This is a genomic window from Burkholderia sp. 10_S31 (assembly GCF_056930375.1).
This window is the reverse complement of the sequence record NZ_JBXOWK010000001.1, coordinates 1621860-1645826: the sequence shown is the minus strand read 5'-3', so window position 1 is coordinate 1645826 and position 23967 is coordinate 1621860. Positions and strand designations below refer to the sequence as shown.

Annotated in this window: 20 protein-coding genes; 13 read left to right on the top strand and 7 right to left on the bottom strand. The window is 62.8% G+C overall.

The features are described from left to right. Positions 1-187: 187 nt before the first annotated feature. Both AC1Z3W_RS07465 and AC1Z3W_RS07460 read right to left on the bottom strand, forming a co-directional pair. Positions 188-367: a hypothetical protein gene (locus tag AC1Z3W_RS07465; protein ID WP_057924859.1), complete on the bottom strand. Its 180-nt coding sequence runs from the start codon at positions 365-367 to the stop codon at positions 188-190. Between the two features lie 20 nt (positions 368-387). After that, positions 388-1539 carry an acyl-CoA dehydrogenase family protein gene (locus tag AC1Z3W_RS07460; RefSeq protein WP_057924858.1) on the bottom strand — a complete coding sequence of 384 codons (1152 nt, stop codon included), beginning with the start codon at positions 1537-1539 and terminating at the stop codon, positions 388-390. Between the two features lie 242 nt (positions 1540-1781). Here AC1Z3W_RS07460 and AC1Z3W_RS07455 point away from each other — a divergent pair, with 242 nt between their 5' ends. The 7 genes from AC1Z3W_RS07455 to AC1Z3W_RS07425 all read left to right on the top strand — a co-directional run bounded on the left by AC1Z3W_RS07455 (position 1782) and on the right by AC1Z3W_RS07425 (position 11324). Further along, on the top strand, positions 1782-2657 hold the full coding sequence (locus tag AC1Z3W_RS07455) for a MaoC/PaaZ C-terminal domain-containing protein (protein WP_057924857.1): 876 nt from the start codon (positions 1782-1784) through the stop codon (positions 2655-2657). Positions 2658-2681: 24 nt separating this feature from the next. Beyond that, a complete protein-coding gene (locus tag AC1Z3W_RS07450) occupies positions 2682-3431 on the top strand; it encodes an SDR family NAD(P)-dependent oxidoreductase (protein ID WP_057924856.1) in 750 nt (249 codons plus the stop codon). A gap of 92 nt (positions 3432-3523) precedes the next feature. Continuing rightward, positions 3524-4729, top strand: a complete 1206-nt coding sequence (locus tag AC1Z3W_RS07445; protein WP_057924855.1) for an acetyl-CoA C-acetyltransferase — start codon at positions 3524-3526, stop codon at positions 4727-4729. A gap of 15 nt (positions 4730-4744) precedes the next feature. Next, on the top strand, positions 4745-6697 hold the full coding sequence (locus AC1Z3W_RS07440; RefSeq protein WP_057924854.1) for an AMP-binding protein: 1953 nt from the start codon (positions 4745-4747) through the stop codon (positions 6695-6697). 18 nt (positions 6698-6715) lie between these two features. Next, positions 6716-7897 carry a CaiB/BaiF CoA transferase family protein gene (locus AC1Z3W_RS07435; protein ID WP_057924853.1) on the top strand — a complete coding sequence of 394 codons (1182 nt, stop codon included), beginning with the start codon at positions 6716-6718 and terminating at the stop codon, positions 7895-7897. A gap of 755 nt (positions 7898-8652) precedes the next feature. Beyond that, positions 8653-9834 (top strand): porin, encoded by a 1182-nt coding sequence (locus tag AC1Z3W_RS07430; RefSeq protein ID WP_057924852.1) that lies wholly within the window; start codon positions 8653-8655, stop codon positions 9832-9834. A 323-nt stretch (positions 9835-10157) separates the two neighbouring features. Then, positions 10158-11324 carry an alpha/beta fold hydrolase gene (locus AC1Z3W_RS07425; RefSeq protein WP_141661783.1) on the top strand — a complete coding sequence of 389 codons (1167 nt, stop codon included), beginning with the start codon at positions 10158-10160 and terminating at the stop codon, positions 11322-11324. A gap of 1018 nt (positions 11325-12342) precedes the next feature. Here the strand turns inward: AC1Z3W_RS07425 and AC1Z3W_RS07420 are convergent. Together AC1Z3W_RS07420 and AC1Z3W_RS07415 are read right to left on the bottom strand one after the other, a co-directional pair. After that, positions 12343-13437: a potassium channel family protein gene (locus AC1Z3W_RS07420; RefSeq protein ID WP_483507370.1), complete on the bottom strand. Its 1095-nt coding sequence runs from the start codon at positions 13435-13437 to the stop codon at positions 12343-12345. 60 nt (positions 13438-13497) lie between these two features. Next, positions 13498-14832 carry an NAD(P)/FAD-dependent oxidoreductase gene (locus tag AC1Z3W_RS07415; protein ID WP_124832273.1) on the bottom strand — a complete coding sequence of 445 codons (1335 nt, stop codon included), beginning with the start codon at positions 14830-14832 and terminating at the stop codon, positions 13498-13500. 247 nt (positions 14833-15079) lie between these two features. On the opposite strand from AC1Z3W_RS07415, the gene AC1Z3W_RS07410 reads away from it, so the two are divergent. Then, complete coding sequence (locus AC1Z3W_RS07410; protein WP_057924848.1) at positions 15080-15727, top strand: hypothetical protein; 648 nt, start codon at positions 15080-15082, stop codon at positions 15725-15727. A gap of 266 nt (positions 15728-15993) precedes the next feature. Then, the gene (locus AC1Z3W_RS07405; RefSeq protein ID WP_260428163.1) at positions 15994-16134 is read left to right on the top strand and encodes a hypothetical protein; all 141 of its coding nucleotides are present in this window, start codon (positions 15994-15996) and stop codon (positions 16132-16134) included. 47 nt (positions 16135-16181) lie between these two features. Here the strand turns inward: AC1Z3W_RS07405 and AC1Z3W_RS07400 are convergent, their stop codons facing one another. Together AC1Z3W_RS07400 and AC1Z3W_RS07395 are read right to left on the bottom strand one after the other, a co-directional pair. Continuing rightward, positions 16182-16457 (bottom strand): hypothetical protein, encoded by a 276-nt coding sequence (locus AC1Z3W_RS07400; protein WP_057924847.1) that lies wholly within the window; start codon positions 16455-16457, stop codon positions 16182-16184. Positions 16458-16810: 353 nt separating this feature from the next. Next, positions 16811-17020 (bottom strand): hypothetical protein, encoded by a 210-nt coding sequence (locus tag AC1Z3W_RS07395; RefSeq protein WP_006759801.1) that lies wholly within the window; start codon positions 17018-17020, stop codon positions 16811-16813. A gap of 538 nt (positions 17021-17558) precedes the next feature. On the opposite strand from AC1Z3W_RS07395, the gene AC1Z3W_RS07390 reads away from it, so the two are divergent. From AC1Z3W_RS07390 to AC1Z3W_RS07375, 4 genes are all read left to right on the top strand, one after another. Beyond that, positions 17559-18413 (top strand): helix-turn-helix domain-containing protein, encoded by an 855-nt coding sequence (locus AC1Z3W_RS07390; protein ID WP_057924846.1) that lies wholly within the window; start codon positions 17559-17561, stop codon positions 18411-18413. Positions 18414-18534: 121 nt separating this feature from the next. Continuing rightward, positions 18535-20199 (top strand): ATP-binding domain-containing protein, encoded by a 1665-nt coding sequence (locus AC1Z3W_RS07385; RefSeq protein WP_057924845.1) that lies wholly within the window; start codon positions 18535-18537, stop codon positions 20197-20199. A gap of 191 nt (positions 20200-20390) precedes the next feature. Then, a complete protein-coding gene (locus AC1Z3W_RS07380; RefSeq protein WP_483507369.1) occupies positions 20391-21608 on the top strand; it encodes a DUF6402 family protein in 1218 nt (405 codons plus the stop codon). Then, entirely contained in the window at positions 21575-22006 is a 432-nt protein-coding gene (locus AC1Z3W_RS07375; protein WP_242431915.1) for a hypothetical protein, read from the top strand. Before AC1Z3W_RS07380 ends, AC1Z3W_RS07375 begins: the two co-directional genes overlap by 34 nt. 192 nt (positions 22007-22198) lie before the next feature. Here AC1Z3W_RS07375 and AC1Z3W_RS07370 read toward each other — a convergent pair whose 3' ends face one another. After that, the gene (locus tag AC1Z3W_RS07370; protein WP_483507368.1) at positions 22199-23758 is read right to left on the bottom strand and encodes a methyl-accepting chemotaxis protein; all 1560 of its coding nucleotides are present in this window, start codon (positions 23756-23758) and stop codon (positions 22199-22201) included. Between the last annotated feature and the right edge of the window lie 209 nt (positions 23759-23967).

Genomic DNA, 23967 nt, shown 5'->3' with positions numbered 1-23967 from the left:
GCGGCATGACCCATTTCCCGGCGATGCGCGGGATCCGCGGCGGCGTTCGCGATGCATCGGACCTGCCTCCGGGCATCTGCATTCACACGATGTCTGCCGGGAGTCACTATCGGCATCGCGACGACGAACAGCACTCAGCCAACCTGCTGACGGCATCGGTGCGGCATGCAGATGCCCGAAACCAGCGTCAGTCGCGGTGCATGAACAGCGATGTGTGATCCATCCAGTCATAGTGCGCGCCGCCGCCCACCCACGCCCAGTTCGCGGCATCGCGCCGCACCCCGTCCCGGCTCAGGCGTGCGCACGATCGTTCGGCTTCGGTCGCCTCGTCGCGCAATGCTTCGGCATGCTCGGCGAAACCGCTCATTGCACCCTCCACGTCGCGCTTCATTGAGCGTCACGAACCATGTTGCGGGCGATCACCACCTGCTGGATCTGGGTCGTGCCCTCGTAGATGCGGAACAGGCGCACATCGCGATAGAAGCGCTCGATCGCGTATTCGGCCATGTAGCCGGCACCGCCGAAAATCTGTACCGCACGATCGGCCACGCGACCGCACATCTCGGACGCGAACAGCTTCGCGCATGAGGCCTCGGTGCTGACCGGAAGCTTGTCGTCGCGTCGGCGCGCGGCATCCACCACCATGCAGCGCGCCGCGTAGATCTCGGCCTTGCTGTCAGCCAGCATCGCTTGCACGAGCTGGAAATCGGCGATGGGCTTGCCGAACTGCTTGCGCTCCATCGCATATGACAACGCCATCGACAGCATTCGCTCGGCCACGGCCACGCATACCGCGGCGATGTGGATGCGGCCCTTGTCCAGCACCTTCATCGCCGTCTTGAAACCCTGGCCCTCTTTCCCGCCGATCAGGTTGGCCGCCGGCACGCGCACGTTGTCGAAGATCACGTCGCAGGTATGCGCGCCCTTCTGCCCCATTTTCTTGTCGCGCTTGCCGAAGCTGATGCCCGGCGTCTTCGCGTCGACGATGAACGCCGAGATGCCGCCCGAGCCCTTGTCTTCCGGATTGGTGCGCGCCATCAGCGTGAAGATGCCCGCATGCGGCGCGTTCGTGATGAAGCGCTTGGTGCCGTTGACCACGTAGTCGTCGCCGTCCCGGATGGCCGTGGTACGAAGCGACGCCGCGTCGGAGCCCGCTTCCGGTTCGGTCAGTGCGAAGGACGCGATCAGCTCGCCAGTCGCGAGTCGCGGCAGGTATTTCTCCTGTTGCTCGGGCGTGCCGTCGAACAGGATGCCCTGCGAACCGATGCCCACAGTGGTGCCCAGCAGCGACCGAAATACTGGTGACGCGCGGCACAGTTCGAACACCGCCAGCACCTCCTCTTCCATGGTCAGCTCCAGACCGCCGAAGCGTTCCGGAATGGTGAGGCCGAACAGGCCCATCGCCTTCATGTCGGCGACGATGTCGTCGGGAATCTCGTCGGTTTCTGCAACGAGTTCCTCATTGGGCATCAGTCGCTCGCGTACGAAGCGGGCGATGGACTCGAGCAGGCCGTTGAGCGTTTCTTGATCGCGAATCATGTCGGTACGCCAGATGAAAGGATGAACATGCTCCGATCCTGCGCCGGCCCACAACGCGATACAACCGATCCATCGAAAACGTTCCGCAGAATGAAAGTGCCACGACAAGGCTGGCATTGGCGATTGGCCACGATAGGTACGGCAGCTCCTGTCAAGGTACGGAACAACGTTCGGTAATCCGTTGACCGCGGTTTGAGCCGGTTCCATCGTAAGCGCTCGAATCAACTGCCGTTACGTCGACCATGCCGCTCCAGCCCGATCATTTGCTGTCTCGCCCGTTCCCGTCCATCGAGCATGCGTACTCGCTGCGCGACACCCAGCTCTACGCGCTCGGCCTGGGCCTCGGCGCCGACCCGCTCGATGCGCGTCAATTGCGTTACGTCTACGAAGGCAGGGATGGTGGTTCGCTACGTGCGCTGCCGACCATGGCGAACGTGCTCGCGTACCCGGGCTTCTGGGCACGCGAACCGGACACGGGCATCACCTGGCAAAAGATCCTGCACGCGGAGCAGGAAATCAGGATTCACGCGCCCCTACCGGCCAGCGGCCGCGTCACGGGCACGACGCGCATCACCGGCCTGTGGGACAAAGGGGAAAACAAAGGCGCGTTTCTCCAGCAGACGCGCGACATCGCCGATGCCGAGACGGGAAACCTGCTCGCCACCGTCGTCCAGCTGAGCCTGTTGCGCGGCGATGGCGGGTTCGGCGAAGGCGGGAGCACCAACGCCCTGCCGACACCGCACGCGATGCCTGACGGAGCGCCGGACTGTGTATGCGAGTTGGCCACCCCGGCGCAACTGGCACTGATCTACCGATTGAGCGGCGACCTGAATCCGTTGCACGCCGATCCGGCCGTGGCCTCTGCGGCAGGGTTTCCCCGCCCCATTTTGCACGGCATGGCCTTGATGGGCGTCGCAGCGCATGCCGTGCTGCGTGCGGTGCTGGCCTACGACGACACTCGCTTTGCAGGCATGCGCGTGCGCTTCACCGCGCCGGCCTGGCCGGGCGATACGCTGCGCACCGAGATGTGGGTACGCGGCAACACGGTTTCACTGCGCGTCACGGCCGTGGAGCGCAACGTGGTGGTTTTGACCAACGCGCGGGTCGATCTGCGCTGAAACGCAATTCTTCAGGAGACACACATGGATCTGGGTTTGACCGGCAAAGTTGCCATCGTCACGGGCTCGGCTCGCGGCCTGGGCGCCGCCACCGCGCGCCGGCTCGCACAGGAAGGGGCGAGCGTCGTCATCACCGACATCAATGCCGAACTGGCGCAAGCCACGGCCAAGGCGCTGCAGGACGACGGCCTGGCCGCGCACTGCATCGTAGGCGACATCACGCGGGAAGCCGACGTCCAGCGCCTCGTCGACCAAACGATCGAGCATTTCGGTGGCGTGCACGTCCTGGTGAACAACGCCGGTGCACCGCGCGACAAGTACCTGGTGAAGATGAGCGAAGACGACTGGGATTTCGTCATGAACGTCATGCTCAAGGGCGCATTCCTGGCCGCGCGGGCCGTCATGCCGCATTTCATCGAGCAGGGCTGGGGCCGGCTGATCAACATCAGCTCGCGCGCCTATCTGGGCAATCCCACGCAGGCCAACTACTCGGCTGCGAAGGCCGGCCTGATCGGCATGGCCAAAGCGCTGTCGATGGAGGAAGGCCGCTACGGGATCACGGCAAACTGCGTCGCGCCGGGCTTCATGGAAACGGAAATGGTTCAAGCGCTGCCGACCTACGAAACGATCAAGGAACGCGCCGTGGCCGCGCAGCCGATCAAGCGCGTCGGGCGTCCGGACGATATCGCCGACGCGGTGGCTTTCCTCGCCAGTGAGCGCGCCGGCTTCATCAGCGGCGAAGTGCTGCACGTCACGGGCGGACGCTACGGCTGATCCGGCTACGGCATTGCAACGAACATGGCTGCCGGCGCGTGACACGCGCTCGAGGGTGGCTGAATATTGATGACATTCAAGAGGCATTCGAAATGAAACGAGCAGCCATCGTCTCCCCGCTGCGCACCCCCGTGGGCGCGTTTGGCGGAGCGCTGAAGGGCGTTCCCGTGGAGGAACTCGGCGCGACCGTCGCGCGCGCCGTCGTTGAGCGTACCGGGCTCGATCCCGCACGCATCGACGACGTCGTGTTCGCGCAAAGCTATGCGAGCGGCGAAACGCCGTGCACCGGGCGCTGGGTCGCGCTGCAGGCGGGTTTTCCGATCGAAGTGGCCGGCATGCAGTTGGACCGGCGCTGCGGCGGCGGCGTCCAGGCGCTCGCCACGGCAGCCATGATGGTGCAGACCGGCGCGGCCGACGTGGTAATGGCCGGCGGCGTCGAAAGCATGAGCAACGTCGAGTTCTATACGACCGACATGCGCTGGGGCAAGCGTGCGGGCTCGGTCACGATGCACGACCGGCTCGACCGTGGCCGTGAACGCTCGCAACCGGAAAGCCGCTTCGGCCGTATCAGCGGCATGATCGAAACCGCCGAGACGCTGGCGCGCGAATACGACATCACGCGCGACGCGTCCGACCGCTTCGCTGCGCGAAGCCACCAGCGCGCCGCCGCCGCCCAGCAGGCCGGGCATTTCGACGCGGAGATCGTCCCCGTCGCCGTGCCGCAGCGCAAGGGCGATGCGCTGATCGTCAAACAGGACGAAGGCGTGCGCGGCGAAACCACACTGGAAAGCCTCGCGAAGCTGCGTACGATCATGAAGGACGGCGTCGTCACGGCCGGCAATGCGTGCCAGCAGAACGACGCGGCCGCCGCCTGCCTGATCGTGGCCGAGGACAAGCTCGACGAACTCGGCCTGACGCCGATCGGCTGGCTGGTCGGCTGGGCCGCCGCCGGCTGCGATCCGGCCCGCATGGGCATTGGTCCGGTGCCTGCCGTGCAGAAGGTGCTGTCACGCACTGGCCTGACGTTCGACCAGATGGACCTGATCGAGCTCAACGAAGCGTTCGCGTGCCAGGCGCTGGCGTGCGTCAAGGGCTGGGGCAGCTCCATGGATGCACTGGACGACCGGCTCAACGTGAACGGCTCCGGCATCTCGCTGGGCCACCCCGTGGGCGCGACGGGTGTCCGCATCATGAGCACGCTGCTGCACGAAATGCAGCGCCGCAAGGTCCGCTACGGCCTTGAAACGATGTGCATCGGCGGCGGCCAGGGCATCGCGATGATTGTCGAGCGCGCATAAGGCAGGAGACCGATCATGAGCAACCATGAATCCGGCCAGGTGTGGCAACCCGGCCAGCGCGAGCTGCAGCACGCCGGCATCGTGAAACTGATGCACGCACTGGGCGTGCCGTCGTATGAAGAACTGATGCGTGTGTCGATCGCGGAACCCAAACGCTACTGGAATACCGTGATGGACGAATGCGCAATCGCATGGGACGCACTGCCGACAGGCTACGCTGACCTGTCGCGCGGCCCGCAGTTTCCGAGCTGGTTCCCCGGCGGCAAGCTCAACTGGGTCAACACCATCTATGGCTGGGCGCGCAACCCCGCCACTGCGCAACAAAAGGCCGTTGTCGCCGAGCGGGAAGACGGCAGCGTCAGCGAGCTGACCTACGCGGAGCTGGAGCAGCGCGTCGGCGATTTCGCCGCAGGACTCGTGCGGCGTGGTGTCAAACAGGGCGACCGCGTCGGCCTGCTGATGGAGAACGGCGTCGAGGCGACCGTCTCGTTGCTGGCCATCGTGCATCTCGGCGCGCTGGTCGTGCCGTTGTTCAGCGGCTTCGGGGTCGATGCGATCGTGGCGCGTCTGTCGGCTGCCGAGGCGCGCATCGTGATCGCATCCACCGGCTTCTCGCGCAGAACCAAGCGCGTGGATGTACAGGGCGCGCTGCGCGACGCATGGCGCCAACTGCCGTTGCTCGAACACGTGATCTGGAAGCGTGGCGAAGGCGACACCGCTCAGGACGCGCGCGACCTCGACTGGCAGGAAACGGCGAGCGCCGGACAGGGCCACGGCGTCCCGCCGGTGTCCGTCACGCCCGATACGCCGTTCATGGTGATCTATACGTCGGGCACCACGGGCAAGCCCAAAGGCGTGGTGCATACGCACGGCAGCTTCCCGATCAAGATCGCGCACGATTCGCTGGTTCACTTCGACGTGCATCCCGGCGACGTCTACTGCTGGCCCGCCGACATGGGCTGGATCGCGGGCACGCTGGTGCTCGGCTGCGCGCTGCTGCGGGGCGCGACGCTGGTGTGCTACGACGGCGCGCCCGATTACCCCGACTGGTCGCGCATGTCGCGTGTGGTGGAACGTCACCGCGTCACGCACTTCGGATCGGCGCCCACGCTGATCCGCGGGATGGCCAGCCACGAGGCGCTCGCGCTCGCGGGTGATCGCTCCACCGTTCGATTGCTGATCACGGCGGGCGAAGGCATCGCGCCCGAGCATTTCAACTGGTTCCTGCAGCGCTTCGGCGACGGCACGGCGCCCGTCATCAACTACACGGGCGGCACCGAGGCGTCGGGTGCGCTGCTCGCCAGCGTCCCGATCCGGCCGATTCCGCCGAGCGGCTTCAATACCGTCTCGCCCGGCGTGGCCGCCGATGTGGTGAATGGCGACGGCCAGAGCGTGACCGGCGAAATCGGCGAGCTCGCGATCCGTGCGCCGTTCGTCGGCATGACGCAGTCGTTCTGGCGCGACGACGAACGCTACCTGGAAACCTACTGGCAAACCATCCCCGGCATCTGGGTCCATGGCGACCTGGCGCTGCGCACGTCCGATGGCAACTACTTCATGATGGGCCGTTCCGACGACACGCTCAAAGTCGCCGGCAAGCGCCTGGGGCCGGCCGAGGTCGAGGAAGTCGTGCTGGAACTGCCGGACGTGGCTGAAGCGGCCGCGATCGGCGTCGCCGATGCGGACAAGGGGCAGAAACTCGTCGTGTTCGTCGTGCCCAAGCCCGGCGCCGGTGGCACGGGGGCGGATCTGGAGGCCATCGTGTCCGGCCACGTCGACAAGCGTCTCGGTCGCCCGTTCCGGCCGGGCCGAGTACATGTGGTCGCGCAACTGCCGAAGACGCGTAGCTCCAAGATCATGCGGCGCGTGATCCGTAGCGTGTACTGCGGGCAGCCCCCGGGCGACCTGTCGTCACTCGACAATCCCGGCGCGCTCGACGAAGTGCGCGCTGCCGCGACCTCCGCCTGACTCAACCGCACACGAAACATGAAAGTACTCGAAGGCATCAAGGTCCTCGATTTCGGACGCTTCATCGCCGGGCCGTTCTGCTCGGCGCTGCTGGCCGACTATGGTGCGGACGTGATCCGCATCGATCGCGTCGGCGGCGGCGAGGATCGATATATCGTACCCGTGACCGAACACGGCGAAGGCGCGCTGTTCTTGCAGGTCAACCGCAACAAGCGCTCGATGACGCTCGATCTCGACAGCCCCGAGGGGCGCGATATCGTGCGCAAGCTGGTCGTCGATGCCGACGTGGTGATCGCCAACATGCCGCCCCGCACGCTCAAGAGCCTCGGGCTCGACTACGACAGCCTGCGCGCGATCAAACCCGACATCATCCTCGTTGCGTCCAATGCATTCGGCAACAGCGAAGCCGTGCGCGACCGTGTAGGCTTCGATGGCGTCGGCCAGGCACTGAGCGGCGCGGTGTACATTGCGGGTACGCCGGATCGACCGCAAAAGGCCATGGTTCCGGTGGTGGACTTCGCCACGGCGTTCTCGTGCGCGCTCGGCGTCATGCTGGCGCTCTACGAACGCCAGCGCAGCGGCATGGGACAGGAAGTCAGCGCGTCGCTGCTGTGCACGGGACTGAACATGGCCAGCGGCGCGCTGATCGAGGAAGCGTTGCTCGGGCTGGATCGCCAGGCCACGCTGAACCGCGCGTCCGGTTATGCGCCGTCCGACATCTTCAAGGCGACGGACGGCTGGTTCATCACCCAGGTCATCGGCCGTCCGATGTTCAAGCGGTGGACCCAACTCATGGGCCGACCGGAACTCCTCGACGATCCGCGCTTCGCCGACGATAGGCTGCGCGGCGAGAACGGTGCGTTCCTGAGCGAACTGATGAGCGAATGGTGCGCAGACAAGACGCTCGCCGACGCGCTGGCCGAACTGGAGCAGGCGCGTATCCCGGCCAGCCCCGTCAATTCGCCACGCCAGGCACTGGAAGACGAAACCATCAAGGCTGCCGACGTGATCCACTGGATGGATTATCCCGGTGCACCGAAGAAGGTGCCGATCTTCGCGACTCCGGTATCGCTGTCGCGCACGCCGCCGGAGATCCATACGCGACCACCGTTGACCGGCGAGCATACCGATGAAATTCTCGCCGGCATCGGACTGGACGCACACGAGGTTGCCGATTTGCGATCGCGAAAGATCGTCTGATCTGCCCTGCCACATCGCCACGCGCACCGGCCGCCGATTCGACGGCCGGTGCACAGCCGTTCCAAATGAAACAACGCACGACAAGAAACGTGTCGCGACATATGCCGCGGTGGAATTCAATCACGTCGACGGGATACCGACGCGCTCATAAAACAAGTCGTGCCGGCACTCAAACGGTCCGCACGTGATCTCGAGTTAGTGCTTCGCGACGCTCGCGACGAACCGCGATCACCAGCCTGGACGCGCCCGTGCTGCCCCTTCGTGTCCGTAGGGCACAGAACCCGGCGTCTCATTCGCAAGATCTCCTGCTCTACGACGAATACCCGTCTCGGACTGCGCGGATAAAACAACGATTGGCGACCAATCCGATAGCGTCTCCGTCACGCTTGGCGATCTGTGTACGCTTGACATTGTCTCTGGTAGGACGAGTCAGCACCGGATCGTTACCTCGCTTCGCTCCTGCCAACTTGACGCGGTTTACCCGTAGGGGTCTCCACCCTACCCGCACGGCCTCGGATCATACGCATTCCAATGCACGGAATCAGGCAGACCAACCGATTGACGATGATGGTGGTGGCGAATCTAATCATCGAACGTAGCGATATCTGGACCATGTAGATTCTGTTGTGCCGAGCTGAAGTCTCTTTCCAAGGAGACTCATCGTTTCATTTTAGTAAGGCTTACGAATCGATTTTTTATCCAAGAATCGCCACGTCACGGCGAAATAAATTTAGAAGAGACTTTGGAGACGTTCAATGAGAAAGGCAATTGCGCTTTGCGCAGCGGCAGGCTTCGTCAGCGGTACAGCAAGTGCGCAAAGCACCGTACAGCTCTACGGGATTCTGGATGAAGGTGCCAACTACGTCAGCAACGCGGCTGGCCATCATCTTTACAATCTCTCGAGCGGCGTCCTGAATGGCAGCCGCTGGGGGCTGCGTGTACGGGAGGATCTCGGCAGTGGTTATGGTGTGATCGCCGTGATGGAGAACGGGTTTGACGTCAATACCGGCAAACTCGGCCAAGGCGGCCTCGGATTCGGTCGGCAGGCGTACGTTGGCCTGTCCAGCCCGTATGGCACGGTAACGCTCGGACGACAATACGATTCCGTCGTCGATACGCTCGGCATATTCGAGGTGGGTGATCAATGGGGCGGCTCCATGGCCGCTCACCCGTCCGACAATGACAACTTCAACAATACCAACCGCGTCAACAACGCGATCAAGTACACCAGCCCGCTCTTTCATGGCGTGACGGCAACCGCGCTCTACTCGCTCGGCGGTGTTGCGGGACATACGGGCCGCAATCAGATCTGGTCGGCCGGTGCCAGTTACGTGAATGGTCCACTTTCTTTGGGCGCCGGCTATCTCAACGTCCGAAACCCGAACACGTCGTTCTACGGCTCCGGCGGAACCGTCGCGGCCACCGTCAATGAAGTGCCGGGCTCGAACTTCGGCGCATCGCCGGTGATCTCGGGCTATGCGTCGGCGCATTCGCTGCAAGTGATCGGCGCCGGTGCCGCGTATACGATCGGCGCGCTGACGTTGGGAACGAACTACTCCAACGCACAGTTCCGTCATCTTGGCGACACGTCGAGCGGACCGGTTCCCGCTGGCGGCATCGCCGGAACAGCAAAGTTCGACAACGTCGAAGCGAGCGTGAAATACCAGTTCACGCCGGCATTCCTCATCGGTGCCGCGTATGTCTACACGAGGAACAGCGGCGCCGATTCCAAAGGTGGGGCTCACTACAATCAGGCTTCCGTCGGAGCCGATTACTTCCTCTCGAAGCGCACCGACGTCTACCTCGTCGGCACCTATCAGCGTGCCAGCGGGACCGATTCGACCGGTCGGGTCGCCGTCGCGTCCATCAATCAGTTGACGCCGTCGACCTCCAATCACCAAACCGCGATTCGCGTCGCCATTCGACATCGGTTCTGATCCGCTGCGATCCCGTCGACTCATGTGTCGAAGCGCCGCGCTGAAGCGATCCCGCTGGAGTAATGGGCTCGTGAGGAACGCGCGGCGCGCATGGTTTTCGGCATGCTTCCGCTGAGTTCGCAGTCCTTCCCTTCAACAGTTGACCGACTCTGCACACCATGAATAAACACGAAGAAAACTGTCGGACCTCATCGACTGAGGTAAAGCGAGCAAGTTCATCTCGCTCGTTCAACGTTCATGGAAAGCATCCCAAGACAGCATCCGTTGCGCGACGTTCATGCGAATCACGAGGGCGGAGAGCGCTTACTGCATGGATGATGGCGATGACATTGACGCTCGGAGCCTGCGGAGGCGACGATGACGTCAATACCGGGTATGCCAGACTGATGTCGGCAGTACCTCAGGCAGTCACGTCGGTACCGGACGCGCATGCAACGCTTCTCACCTATACGATGCCGGCAACGGCCGGCGGCAGTACACCCGCAACTTCGTTGCTGTTTGTTCCGAAGGGCAATGCACCCGCGGGCGGATGGCCGATCGTCGCGTGGGCGCACGGCACGACGACCGCGGGTCAAGCCACATGTGCACCGAGCCTGACGCTGGACACACTCGACGGAGGACTGACCGCGCAAGGTTTCCCGAGCCATTACAGCGACTTCATTGAATCGCTGGTCCATGCAGGTTATGCGGTGGTCGCTCCCGATTTCGAAGGCCTGGGACCGGCCGAGAAGACCCCATACCGATACTACAGTTCAGCAAGCGAGGCGCGATCGATCATTGCGGCGGTAGTAGCGTCGCGTGAGACCGATATGCCGCTGTCCATCCGTTGGGCGGCCGTCGGACATTCGGAAGGCGGACGCGGTGTCCTCGAACTCCAGCGTTTTGTCGGAGAAGCCACCGGCCTGGATTTCCGTGGCACCGTCGCCATCGCACCCTTCGCGTCTGTCGCCGCATCAATCGACGGACTCAGCGAGATGGCCGCTAGCGATCCCGCGAATGCCGCGCTCTACACCGCAATCCAGAATTTGTTCGTCGGTATGCTGACTGTCGCGGTGCAAGTCGAATCGCCCAATGTGGACGTTTCGAAGCTGATGGGAGCCGATCTGGCGTCCCAGTTGACGGATCTGAAAACTGAGTGCGTATTCGCGGCCTTCGGTCAGATCGGTCGGTTGATCTCGACGAAGACATCTGCCGGATATGCCGGCTTCAATCCGCAGTGGAGTAGCGTGCCGGAAATGCAAGCCTATCTCGCCGCGAATGATCCGGCGGTTGCCCCCCACTTCCGATTGACGGCGCCCACGCTGATCCTTCAAGGTACGGCTGACGTGTTCGTACAACCGACGCTTACGAGCGAACTCGTCTCGCGGCTGCAAGCAACGACACCGCCTCCGTCGCTGGCGTACAAGACCTACCCGGGCAAGGATCACGGCACGGTCATGACCGTCGCTGCACCCGACGTTATCGCGTTTCTGTCCGGTCGATTCCAGTAATTGACGCATGTATGCGGCACCGCGGTGATGTCCTAGCTTGAGATGGTCATGACCAGTGCCGCCGAATGCTACCGCCATCTCATTTGCAGACAAGCCACGCTTTCTCTCACTTTCGGAAGCATCCGAAAATTTTTGAATCAGCAAGTCAGAATTTGACAACCAGGGCCCTTGGCTCTCGGCCGATTCATCGCCCTCGTCGATCGACGACGCTGCGACCTCGTCAGCATCACCAATCCCGTGATCCAATCCCGAGTTTTTAATTCAAAATTCCGCAAGAAAAATCACTATCTATGATCGAACATCATCTCATCGAACCGCCTATAGGCCCCAGCGCTCCCGTAAAAACCTTCGATATGATCGAAATCGCAGTTTGGCCATCCATTCAACCTCCCCTCATGGAAGGCCCGCTCATCTCGAACCCACGATTTGGTCATATACGACAATATCGATGTAGCCTCTTTATGTACATCATCGCTTCGTCTCGGCCTTCCCGTCACGCTCACGTCAAACCACCGCGGCCCTCGCTCTTGAGCATTCTGTAAATGCTGATCTAAAACAGCGGCTGCCTCCGAATATCGGAATGCATCCGATATAGTCGGCAAGAGCGCCCGCATCTTGTATCGCTCCAGCCACTCCAACACCTCTTTCTTTACGACAGAAGTATCGTGAACCTCCATGGGACACCTATCCGCATCATCCCACTACTGCACCAACATTTCATAATTAGGAGGTGGCGCCATACAGATGGCAATCGCTTTAACAACCTCGGCTATCGAGACGCAACCCTGATGGAGATGCATTGGCCAATTTATTAAAATCGTTGAGAAATATACCTGTTGCGGATTTACTGCCGCGCAACCCAGCTCCGAGCAATCGATTCCAATGAAGATCGACGTGGATTGATGTTGCTTCCGGGTGCCTACATGGCGCCTGAACACAAAGGAAAAAATAGCAATTCAATTTAAATACAAACACTCAACCCATTGAATTATATGAATTTACAAAATTCAAAGCGCCTTCACACATCCGGATCCGGAATCCGCGCCGACTGAATCACGACCAGCGTATCGCCCGCCTCGATCCGGCACGGCGGATCCTCGTAGAACGACTGAATCTTCCCGCAGCGATCGAGCCCGACGATGATCACGCCCGGCACGACGTTCGTCATGCAGCCGATCTCGTGCGGCAACGCCTCGCGCTCCAGCAGCGTCGCCCGCCCGCGCGTCGACAGCATGTCGTTCACGAACGGCACGATGTAGCGGCTATGCACCGCATCGGCGAGCAGCAGCGCACCGATCTTCGTCGACGACACGATCACGTCCGCGCCCGCCTGCCGCAACTGCCGCTGATACAGGTTCTCCTGGATCCGCACGACGATCTTCGTCTCGGGCGCGATGCTGCGCACCGACAGCGTCAGCAGGATCGCGGTCGGATCGTCGGTCACCGAGATGATCACGGCCTTCGCCGCACGCACCTGCGCCTGCTGCAGCAGGTCTTCATGCGCGGGATCGCCGAGCAGCCCCGTCACGCCGAGCGACGTCGCGGCCTCTAGCGCCTGTTGCTGCGCATCGATCACGATGATCGTCGACGGATCGACACCGCTCTCGAGCAGTTCGCGCACGGCGATCGACCCCGACAGGCCATAACCACACACGACGATGTGATCGGACAGTTGCTTCTGCAGGCGTTTCATGCGGAATTCCTCGATGACGCGCTGGATCACGAACTGATACGCCGTGCCCAGGAAGATGAACCAGATACCGATGCGGATCGGTACGATGAAGAACGCATCGATCAGACGCGCGCGCGCCGTGACCGGCACGATGTCGCCGTAGCCGACCGTCGCGACCGTGACCATCGTGAAGTACACGAGATCGGCGACGTTCATCGGCGTGCTCTTGGTCGAATCGCGCAGACCGTCGCGATCGAGATACAGCACGAGAAACGCGAGCATGCACAGCATCACGACCGCGCCGAGACGGAACAGCAGCGTGCGCCGCGGCGAGGTCGCGGGGCGCGTGAACAGCGTGCGTGCACGCGGCGCCTGCCACGGATTGCGAGCACGACGCAGGCGGGCGCGCAACGAGCGGTGTTTGGCGGAAGGCGTTGCCAACGGGGAATCTCCTGAAGGATGCGGGCTCGATTCTACGACGGGAACGCGCGGCCCCGTCCGCTACAGCATGCTGCGCGGGCGGACCATCGTTCCGTCTGCGAAACGCCGTGCACGGAACGCCGACAGATCGAGCGACGGCTCGCCCGTATCGACCCATTCGGCCAGCAGCCGCCCGACGATCGGCCCCATCGCGAAGCCGTGCCCGCAGAACCCGGTCGCGATCGCGAGCCCGGACGGCGTGCCGGGCGCGTCGATCACGGGGATCCCGTCGGGCAGCACGTCGATCAGGCCGGCCCATGCCTCGACGATCTGCGCGTCCTTCAGCGCGGGGAAAATCGCCTTCAGTTTCGCGAGCGCGCGCGGCGCATGCGCGCGATTCGGCTGTGGCTGCGGATCGCGCGGCTCGATCGGCCCGGTTGTGCCGCCGATGCGCACGCATGCATCGCGCCATGCCGCCGCATTCAGGCGCAACCGGAATTTCTCGCGCTGTGACCAGAACTCCGGCCAGAACAGGCTCAAGCCGCGCAGATGGCCGAGCGTCAGGTCGACGTCGACCTGCATGTCGTCGGCGAGATTGATCGCGCCGTTCTTGCGTTGCCGAATACCGAGGCCATGCCCCCAGATCGTCGATGCGGATACGTCGGGCAGCACGTTGGTGCGCATGCACGTGCCGCGCACGGCCTGCTGCGGCAGACGGATGCCGACACCGTCGAGCAGCCGGAAGCTGGTCGCGCCGGCTGCGCAGATCACCCGCCGCGTGCGGATCGCGCCACGCTCGGTCACGACGCCGACGACCGCGCCGCCGGCCGTCTCGATCGCCGTCACGCCGCAGCCTTCGAAGAACCGTGCGCCGGCTTCGATTGCGCGCGCCGCGAACGCGGCGGCCACGCGGCGCGGCTCGGCCTGCCCGTCGGTCGCGGTGTACAACCCGCCGAGCGTGCGCGCTTGCGTCGACAGGCCGGTCACACGCTCGTCGATCTCCGCACGCGTCAGCGTGCGCGTGTCGAGCCCGTGCTCGCGCGCGACGGCGAGCCACGCCTGGAACGACGCCCAGTCCTCTTCGTTGTCCGCCATATAAAGGCAACCGCCCTGCCGCCATTCGAGGTCGAAGCCGAGCGCCTGCTCGAGCCCCTCCCAGATCCGCATGCCGGCCATCATCAGCGGCACTTCGGCGGACTCGCGGCCCTGCTGCCGCACGAAGCCCCACGCGCGAGTGGATTGCTGACCGGCGATGCGCGACTTGTCGAGCACGACGGCCTTCAGGCCGCGCAGGCCAAGGTAGTACGCGGCCGCGCAGCCCATGATGCCGGCGCCGGCGATCACGATGTCGGCGTCGGCGGGAAACGCCGTGTCGGCGTACGTCAATGCGTCGTGCAGCGGATAGGTTGTCGTCATTGTTCTCGGTTGGCGTCGATACATCCGGCACATCCATCGACGTTCGCGATGGCGCGCACCGGATCATGCTGTGATGTTCGGAATGGAGTTGGCGAACGTGCGGAGCCGATGCACGAGCCGCAATGCCCGCTGGCAGCAGCCGCGCTGCCGGACATTACGACCGTGGGCCGTCCCCGTTTTTTCGCCTTGACGGCGCTATGTTACCGCGCGATAAACTGTACATCCATACAGTATCTCTGCGGTAAAAATGATCCTCCCCCCATTCGATCCTCCGAAGCTGAACGACCTCACCGAATGGTGGACACAGTGCACCTATGCAGACGTCCAGCGCCTGATACTCGAAGTGCAGCATCTCCGTCTGACGCTGTGGGAACTGAAGGCTCACGTCGCGGATGCATCGCGCCGGATCCGCGCGCTCGATCCAGCCATGCTCGCGCACGGCTCCGCGCTGCGGCGGCTGACTTACCTGCTCGAGAAGGAAATCGAGCGCGCGCACCCGATCGGTCGCTCGCGCGACGTGTATGCACCGTTTTCAGATGAGTGGCGCGCCCGCGAAGCGCTGCGCTGTGCGTTGCGCGTGCAGCCCGAACCCGCGGAAGCAGGTACGCTCCCGCGCGCGATTCCGGAATTTCAGCGCGTCACCTGGGCCGAGCTTCGCGATCGCTGGCGTCACCTGAGCGACAGGCAATCGAGCCGGCAGAACGTCGAGCAACGCATGGTGCTTGAGATCGCGCGTCAGCGATCCGTGATTCTCGCGCGGGCGAGGAAACTCGTCGATGCTGCGATAGCCGAAGCGGCGGCAGAAGGAAAGCAGTTGTTTGCGCTCGATCAACTCAAGCGGCTGCTGTCCGTCGAGCGGGAGGATGGCGAGCCGTTCACGTACATGCCGGCGTAAGGCGATTGCATTCGGTTGCAGAAATCGAATCGCGCGTATTGGCAGCGAATATTCGCGTCGATCTATCTATTAGCACTTCTTAAAACAAACAAATACGTTGCCCGCCATGCAATCGAGGACCTTACGTCGCTTCGCCGATTGATACCTGATCGAAGGGGAAGAAATGATGCGGTTGTCCCAGGATGGGAGCATCACAAGAACGGCTGCCGTACCCAAAGCATCCGCGCCGTCACCGGTTTTCTGGAAGCCTGCGACGCCGGACCTGCGTGACTTTTTTCGCCGTGGCCGCGCTGCAGGGGTTGCTGTCGCGAGACGTCGGCCGCAACGTGTCGACGACCGCCGACTACGAATCCAGGCGTGCGGTCACGGCTTATCGGCTCGAACTCACGTCGCTGAAGGCGCGATGATTGCAGGACGTGGTCGGAGCGATCCCGGCGTACCGGCATCCGTGTGATCAGTGTGAATAGCGCAATCTGGCGCCTGTCGCGCGGTCGTATGGCCGAAGCCGCGCAAGCTGTTCGATCGACATCGCGACGACTTCGAGCACATGCCGGGCGATTTCGTCGTCCGCCATACCGGCGTTGACGTATTGTTCGATGCTCATCGTACGCGGCGGATGGCTGCCCGCTTCGTCGTCGACGATGTAAATTCTGGCGGTACGACACTCCAGCGACAACATGACCTGGACAGTTTTACCGTGAACGGCGGTCTGCATGGACAAGGTGGTCATTCGCAGTCTCCGGTTGCGTTGCCGTCAATCGATTGCCGAACGATACCTCACAACACGGGGAATGAATCTACAAACTTCCCCGGGTATTGACAACGATCAGAGATGAATGCGGGCTGGCCGCGCATTGCTATCCGCGGATCGACCGCGTTCACGTCGCGGGACATCGCTCGACATGACGATCCAGACGTAGTAGCGATGCCAAGGCTTGATGGCGCGATGGCGCGCGCTGTCCACACAGTGCATGGGCGTCCGTCGTGTCTTTCGCTTTGAATGGCCCCCGTCCAGGGCCCGGTGGCACACAATGCGGCGCCTGCTGGTCATGCCGGCACCCGTCTTGCACGGGCGACGACGCGCTACGCGTAGCGGCTCAACCACTCTTCGGAGAATTTTTTCGCATAGGCGACGGCTTCGGCTTCCGTGTCGAATTCGCCCAGCTTGCGGAATGCCGCCTCGCGGCTGAAACCCAGCTTCGTGACTTCGACCTGGGCGGCGTACTTGCCGTCCTCCGTCACGCGCGGTTCGCAGTTCATCTCGTACCCGCGCATCACAAATTTCTTCTGCATCGCTTCAACGCTTTTTTGAGACGGGGGAATCGTAGCATGGTGCCCCGCCGCGTTCATGCCCTCTCGAAAAGGATCCGTATCAGACTCGTTAGAGATTAGAGTAAACCATCAAACGATCTGCGTATAAGATGCTGTTCCGCCCGACCCGGCGCGCGATGTCATGTAAAAATTTGTCGCCGGCGCGGCGGCACGACGCCGCAGTCCGGGACGTGTATACGCCCTGCCCTGGTGCATTCCGTCGGCCGCGCGATCCCGATTACGGGCCGCCTCGCGAGGAATCGTGTCCCGGCACCTCGCAATCCGCGCGGCAAGGTTGCAAACGGGCCAGTGGCCCCCGGCGCACGCCCCGGGGCCAGGCGTAACGTCGTGACACACCTTTCACAGAAACGCACCTTTCGCGACATGGAATGACAGCCGTTTTGCGGTAAAGTTATCTTTTCCGCGCGTGGCCGGTCGGCTCGCCACTGGACGTCGTCAAGACTGTCCGCCGAGACTGCCGCAAGGCGTCGTTCTGAACGTCACGATCCGTTCCCGTAGCATGACCACTGAAGCAATCACCACGGATTCCCTCGCGGTTGCCGAGCGCGTGCGCGAGTTGATGACCCGCAACGGCATCGGCAAGCGCCAGCAGACCACCGAGCTGTGCCGCATCCTCGACCTGAGCTTTTCGCAAGGTCACCGCAAACTGCGCGGCAGCAGCCCCTGGACGCTCGCGCAGATCAAGAAAGTCGCCGAAGCCTACGGCGAGCCCGCCGCTCAACTGTTCGGCGCGCAGACGCTCGACCCCGGCATGGTCGGCGCCTATTCGCAGGAAGCCGTCCTGTACGCCGGCGTCGCCGAAATTCCGTGCACCGTCTGGATCGGCGCGCCGCTCGAAGCCGGCGCGCGCCCCGAGTTCGTCGCATACGAACAGAACGGCCGCTGGCGCGTGCTGCGCCATACGGGCGTGCTGTACCAGAACGCATACGACGTGCACAAGATCGAGATCTATCCGCGCCGCGCGGAGAGCGACAAGCTCGTCGTCGCGGTGATCGATCCCGATCGCGTCAGCGCGACCGAGCTGTGCCGCTATCTCGAGTTGCAGGGTTTCTCGACGGCCACGTTCGACGGCCTCGCGCCGTTCGTCGACGCGCTGCAGGGCCAGGCGTTCGACGCAGTCGTCACCGAATGGCTGTTCGACGACAGCACGGCCGCCACCGCGATCAAGGCGGTGCGCACGTCCGACAATCCGGGCGCGCCGATCTTCGTGCTGACGGGCGACCTGCTCACAGGTCGCGCGAGCGAAGTGGACATCAGCGAAGTGATCCGCGCGTTCGACGTCGTCTGCTACGAAAAACCCGCGCGCATGGCGATCCTCAGCGCCGATCTCGCGAAACGGCTCGCACGCGGGTAATTCCCGCACGCCGATACGCCTCCTTCGCATCGCCGACGCTCGCTCGGCGCGGCGGTCGTGAACGGGTTCCTCAGTACAATAGCCGAACCCCGTTCACGACCGGCATCCGCCGCCCGACTCCATGGCCCGCCTCATCCCCGACGACTGGAAAAGCCTCGCCGCCACCGGCGCGGCCGAACGCGAGCGCGAGACGCTTGCCGCGCTCGAACACGCGCTGCCGGACAGCTACACCGTCTACCACGGCGTGCACTGGACGCGTGCCGAACAGGGCTTCTCGGTGTTCGGCGAAGCGGCGTTCGTCGTCGTGAGCCCGGCCGGCCGCGTGCTGCTGATCGAGCAGAAGGCCGGCTTCCTGCGCGAAACGCCGAAGGGCCTCGTGAAGGTCTACCTGCAGAAGGAGCGCAACGTCCCGATCCAGCTCGCGCGCACGCAGGAGACGCTGCACCGGCGGCTGACCGCCGCGCTCGGCGCGGGCGTCTATGGCGTCGAGGCGCTGCTGTACTGCCCCGACTACTCGATCCGCGAGACGGCGATTGCGGGCGTCGCGGCCGATCGCATCGTCGACGCGTCACGCAAGGCGCAGCTCGCGCAGGTGATTCTGCAGATCCTGCCCGAGCACGACGACGCATTGCCGAACGCCGCGAAGCTGCATCATTTCCTCGCGGACGAGCTGGCGCTCACGCCCGACACGAGCGCACTCGTCGGGCAGGCCGGCACGCTCGTCACGCGGCTGTCGGGCGGGCTCGCGGCGTGGGCGCGGCAGCTCGAGTTCGCACCATTCCGTCTGCGCGTGACGGGCACCGCGGGGTCGGGCAAGACACAGCTCGCGGTGCAGGTGATGCGCGATGCGGTCGCGGCCGACAAGCGCGTGCTCTACGTGTGTTTCAACCGGCCGCTCGCCGACTACATCGCGCGCATCGCGCCGCCCGGCGCGAAGATCGCGAACTACCATCAGCTGTGCGACTGGGTGGCCCGCGACGGCGGCTATACGCCCGACTTCGACGCGCCGGGCGCGTTCGAACGGCTCGAGGCTCGCTTTGCGGAAGCGCCGATTCCGGAACGCTGGCGCTTCGATGTGCTGATCGTCGACGAAGGACAGGATTTCCACGCGCCGTGGGCGACGGCGCTGGAGCGCCTGCTGGTGCCAGACGGCGCATGGTGGTGGCTGGAAGACCCGCTGCAGAACCTCTATCTGCGCGAGCCCGTCGCGCTGCCCGGCTGGGTCACGCTGAAGGCGATGACGAACTACCGCAGCCCACGCGATCTGCTTGAATTCGTGCGCGACGTCGTCGGCCGCGTCGAACCACTCGCGGCGGAACTACGCTCGGGCAGCCCGTTCGACGGTTCCGATCCGTCGGTGTCGTCATACGGGGAAGACGGCGCTTCCGGCGATGCGCTCGCCGAAGCCTGCATCGACGCGACCAAGCGCGCGATCACGCACGCGTTGTCGCTCGGCTTCCGCAAGCAGGACATCGCGGTGCTGTCGTATCGCGGCCGCGAAAGCTCGGTGCTCGCGCGGCTCGACCAGCTCGGGCCGCACCGGGTCAAGCACTTCACCGGCAAGTACGATCTGTTCGGCAACCCGGAATATCGCGAAGGCGACGTGCTGCTCGATTCGATCTACCGCTTCAAGGGGCAATCGGCGCCGTGCGTGATCCTGACCGAGATCGACTTCGATACGCTCGATGCGCGCGCGGCACGCAAGCTGTTCGTCGGGGCAACGCGCGCGACGATGAAGCTGCTGCTCGTCGCGTCGGTACGGTCAGCCGCTCAACTGGGCGGTTGACGCGGCAGGAAGACTGTTCAACCGCGCGGACGATCTTCCGCATCATGCTCGATGAAACAATCCGGCACATTTCTTTCTGCCCGCTACCCTTATCCACTCGCCTTTCGGGCTGTTCCGGCAACACCTGACGGTTCATCCGCTTGCAGCCTGCCATTACGATGCCAGGCCATTCGTTGCAAGCGGAATATTCGATGGCCGACGTCAAGAAGGTGCCTTACTACAAGCCGCAGAAAGGGTTGTTCGGATCGGAGTTGAAGGAATACAAGGGAGTTCAAGGATGCATTCCCCTTGATACTCAAAAAAGCGTGTCATTCGATCGGCCCGCTCCGGGGGCAAAGCCGCCGCCCGCTCATCCCGAGCCGATTTCGCGCGCGCCGAAGACTCCGCCGCAAAGTGTGGCGCCTCGATCGCTGCCGAAAACCGATCCGGCAATAGCGAAAGAATCGCCAAGGCAACCAGAGTCGGAAGTTTGCGAAAACCCGCCGCCTTTCGACCTCCAGGACGTACCCATTGCGATGGACAATCTAGGCTGGAAGGTTTCCGCCAGACTCGCGCGAATCTGGTTTGCGGGTGCAGCACATACCTACAATGACGACCCAACGTCACCTCAGCCATTAAATGACGACAGCATCACACTCGACTGGACGTTGAAATTTGGCAACATCCGGAGGAAATTCGAACATCTCCTTGCGAACGGCATTTATAGCAGGCGATCCGTAAAAACAGCGATAGATATCATCAAGCCCTTCGTCAAAAATCTCCTTCTCGAAAGAAATTCGACATTCAATTTCAATACCTCACAATCAACCGACAACTTACTCAAATTTCATAACGATTGGCAATTTCAGATGCTATCGATAAGAAACTGGGACACACTGGAAAATTTTGCCCCAACAGATCTGACGGGAGCACTGGCCAACTTCAACATCTACATCGCCATAGGGAATGTCGAAATTACGAGTGAAAAATACTTCAAGTACGAGAAATCAGGGAACTTGTACTGCATCAATGCAGTCGGAAAAATCACGCACATCTACGCTTACGTGAAAGACAATTACTCATTCAACGGAAAGCAGTATTTGGGACATTGGAACAGGCACGGGGTCATCATTGCACCCGGCTCGCTGCTCACCAGTTCCAGCTCGCCGAAGCGGGATTCCGATATCGATATTTGGGCGAAAAGCATCAACAAACCCGTAGACACACGAAAAGGCTTGTTCAGAAATTTCAGAAAATCCGACGTTTACTTTCCAGTCTACAACGCTGACTACGACCGCTGGCGAGAGAGGCATCAACGCGGCAAGGACTTCATGCTATATTCGAAGCCCATCTATCTAAAATTGAAGAAGCCGATCGATCTTGATCTTGGTGAGATATGCAGATTAGAACCATCAGATACGTTGGCCTAGCCATTATTGCCTATATCGGCATCGGCTTGATCATTCACCTTAATCGGCCCACCTATGGGCGTTGCGATTTTTATGATCGCCCCGAAACGCTAGACGGCGGCATAAAAAGCATGGATGGAGTTTCATACCGGTTCACAATGTGTGGCACCGGCGGAAATGATCAGAATGGAACGAATGACAAAATAGAACTGCGGGTTTTCAGTGACAATGGCGAACTCCTGGCCAGACGATATTTCTCCGTGAACTGGTATCACGGAAAGAGTTTTCATCAGCCCTTGAATTATGAGGGCAGCGTGGTTCGCTACATCGACTTGACCGATCAGTCAAACTACGACAAATACCTGACAATTCCACCAAGCAAGTGGGATTGGCTTCGTGCCAGGTTGCCTTTGTTTTGAGCGTATCGAAGTGAACGTACTCCGGGACGGGCACGTGGATGTACGTACATTGACCAGTTCGGAAAGCCCTACGGACGATACCAATCTTCTCGACCGAACCATCGCAACAGCGTGGACCAATCCCACAGTAAAGCGCATCGCAGGCGACACGCCCGAACAACCCCGCTGTCGCCCCGCCCACCCCGCTAACGATCAAGCCACCCGAAACGCCCCCACCGCGCGCCGCAGCCCGTCGGCCTGCTCCTCCAGCGACGCAGCCGCGGCCGCCGCCTGCTCGACCAGCGCCGCGTTCTGCTGCGACACCTGATCCATCTGCGACACCGCGCGGTTCACCTGCTCGATGCCGTCGCGCTGCTCGTTCGACGCGGCCGCGATCTCGGTCATGATGCCCGTCACGCGGCCGATCGCCTGCTGGATGTCCTGCATCGTCGCGCCGGCCACGCCGACCAGTCTCGACCCCGCCGCGACACGCTCGACCGACTCGCCGATCAGCGTGCGGATTTCCTTCGCGGCCGATGCCGAGCGCTGCGCGAGCGTGCGCACTTCGCCTGCGACCACCGCGAAGCCACGGCCCTGCTCGCCCGCGCGCGCGGCTTCGACCGCCGCATTCAACGCGAGGATGTTGGTCTGGAACGCGATGCCCTCGATCGTGCCGATGATGTCGGCCACCTTCTGCGAACTCTGGTCGATCTCGTTCATCGTGCCGATCACTTCGCCGACGACCGTCGCGCCGCGCGTCGCGATCTCGCTCGCGCTGTCCGCGCACGCCTGAGCCTCGAGCGCGTGGTCGGCGTTCTGCTTCACGGTCGCGGTCAGCTGTTCCATGCTCGCTGCCGTCTCCTGCAGCGCGGATGCCTGCTCCTCGGTGCGCTGCGACAGGTCGGTGTTGCCGGCCGCGATCTGGTGCGTCGCGGTCGAGATCGCTTCGGAACCATGGCTGACCTGGCGCACCGTATCGGCGAGGCTGCGCTGCATGCCCGTCACGCCCTTGACCAGTTCGGCCATCTCGTCGCGCGACGACCAGCGCACTTCCGACGTCAGGTCACCGTCCGACAGACGGCGGAAATGCGACAGCAGCCGGTTCACCGGCTGCGTGATCGCGAAATGCAGGCCGACGGCACAGCCGAGACACGCGGCCAGACCGAACGCAATGCCGGCGATCGCGCCCGCGCGCATCCAGCCGTAATAGGTCTGCGCGGTGTCGTACACGTCCTTGCCGCGTGCGGCCTGGTACGCATCGAGCGCATCGGTCGCCTGCGTGAGCCCGACCGACAGCGGCGGCGCAACCGTCATCAACAGCCGGTCGGCGTCGTCGCGGCGTCCCGTGCGGATCGCGTCGATCAGCGGCGTCAACGCCTGCTCGACGAGCGCCTGGCGCGCGGCGTCAAGCCGGGTCGCGAGCGGGCCTTCGTCACCGTCGTGCGGCATGGTCGCATAGGTGCGCCACGCGGCGTCGGCCTTCGCGAGATAGTTCTCGGCCTTCTTGACGAGATCCGGCACTTCCGGGGCCTCCGGATGCAGCAGCGCGCGGTCGAGCGTGGTGCGCACGATCGTCAGGTTCAGGCTGGCGGCGGACAGCGCGGTCTTCGCGGCCAGTTGGCGCGTATAGGCCTCGTCGAGCGCACGGTTCGAACTCTGCATGCCGGTGAGGCCGATCAGGCCCGACACGACGAGCAGCACGGCGACGAGACCGAGCGTGGAAAAAATCCGCGTACGGATCGAGAAACGGGAAAACAGGGCGTTCAGGTTCATGACGGCACGTGAGCGATGAAAAGTGCCGCGGCAATCGGTCCGCGGCACTCTGGATTACGGTTTGCATGCAAGAAACTTGAGCTCGGCCCTCATTCGGGCTGATCGCGATCAATTTTTTCCCGCTGGCAATCTCCCGTTACCGATGCAACAAATCGAGGCTCGGCAGAAATTGACTAGTCAACCAATCGGCTCTATATTTCGATCAATTC

Coding starts and splice junctions, on each gene's coding strand:
- AC1Z3W_RS07435 (WP_057924853.1), top strand. CDS start 6,716: ATGAAAGTACTCGAAGGCATCAAGGTCCTCGATTTCGGACGCTTCATC.
- AC1Z3W_RS07425 (WP_141661783.1), top strand. CDS start 10,158: ATGACATTGACGCTCGGAGCCTGCGGAGGCGACGATGACGTCAATACC.
- AC1Z3W_RS07395 (WP_006759801.1), bottom strand. CDS start 17,020: ATGCAGAAGAAATTTGTGATGCGCGGGTACGAGATGAACTGCGAACCG.
- AC1Z3W_RS07450 (WP_057924856.1), top strand. CDS start 2,682: ATGGATCTGGGTTTGACCGGCAAAGTTGCCATCGTCACGGGCTCGGCT.
- AC1Z3W_RS07380 (WP_483507369.1), top strand. CDS start 20,391: ATGGCCGACGTCAAGAAGGTGCCTTACTACAAGCCGCAGAAAGGGTTG.
- AC1Z3W_RS07370 (WP_483507368.1), bottom strand. CDS start 23,758: ATGAACCTGAACGCCCTGTTTTCCCGTTTCTCGATCCGTACGCGGATT.
- AC1Z3W_RS07465 (WP_057924859.1), bottom strand. CDS start 367: ATGAGCGGTTTCGCCGAGCATGCCGAAGCATTGCGCGACGAGGCGACC.
- AC1Z3W_RS07410 (WP_057924848.1), top strand. CDS start 15,080: ATGATCCTCCCCCCATTCGATCCTCCGAAGCTGAACGACCTCACCGAA.
- AC1Z3W_RS07390 (WP_057924846.1), top strand. CDS start 17,559: ATGACCACTGAAGCAATCACCACGGATTCCCTCGCGGTTGCCGAGCGC.
- AC1Z3W_RS07400 (WP_057924847.1), bottom strand. CDS start 16,457: ATGACCACCTTGTCCATGCAGACCGCCGTTCACGGTAAAACTGTCCAG.
- AC1Z3W_RS07375 (WP_242431915.1), top strand. CDS start 21,575: ATGCAGATTAGAACCATCAGATACGTTGGCCTAGCCATTATTGCCTAT.
- AC1Z3W_RS07415 (WP_124832273.1), bottom strand. CDS start 14,832: ATGACGACAACCTATCCGCTGCACGACGCATTGACGTACGCCGACACG.
- AC1Z3W_RS07460 (WP_057924858.1), bottom strand. CDS start 1,539: ATGATTCGCGATCAAGAAACGCTCAACGGCCTGCTCGAGTCCATCGCC.
- AC1Z3W_RS07440 (WP_057924854.1), top strand. CDS start 4,745: ATGAGCAACCATGAATCCGGCCAGGTGTGGCAACCCGGCCAGCGCGAG.
- AC1Z3W_RS07455 (WP_057924857.1), top strand. CDS start 1,782: ATGCCGCTCCAGCCCGATCATTTGCTGTCTCGCCCGTTCCCGTCCATC.
- AC1Z3W_RS07445 (WP_057924855.1), top strand. CDS start 3,524: ATGAAACGAGCAGCCATCGTCTCCCCGCTGCGCACCCCCGTGGGCGCG.
- AC1Z3W_RS07385 (WP_057924845.1), top strand. CDS start 18,535: ATGGCCCGCCTCATCCCCGACGACTGGAAAAGCCTCGCCGCCACCGGC.
- AC1Z3W_RS07430 (WP_057924852.1), top strand. CDS start 8,653: ATGAGAAAGGCAATTGCGCTTTGCGCAGCGGCAGGCTTCGTCAGCGGT.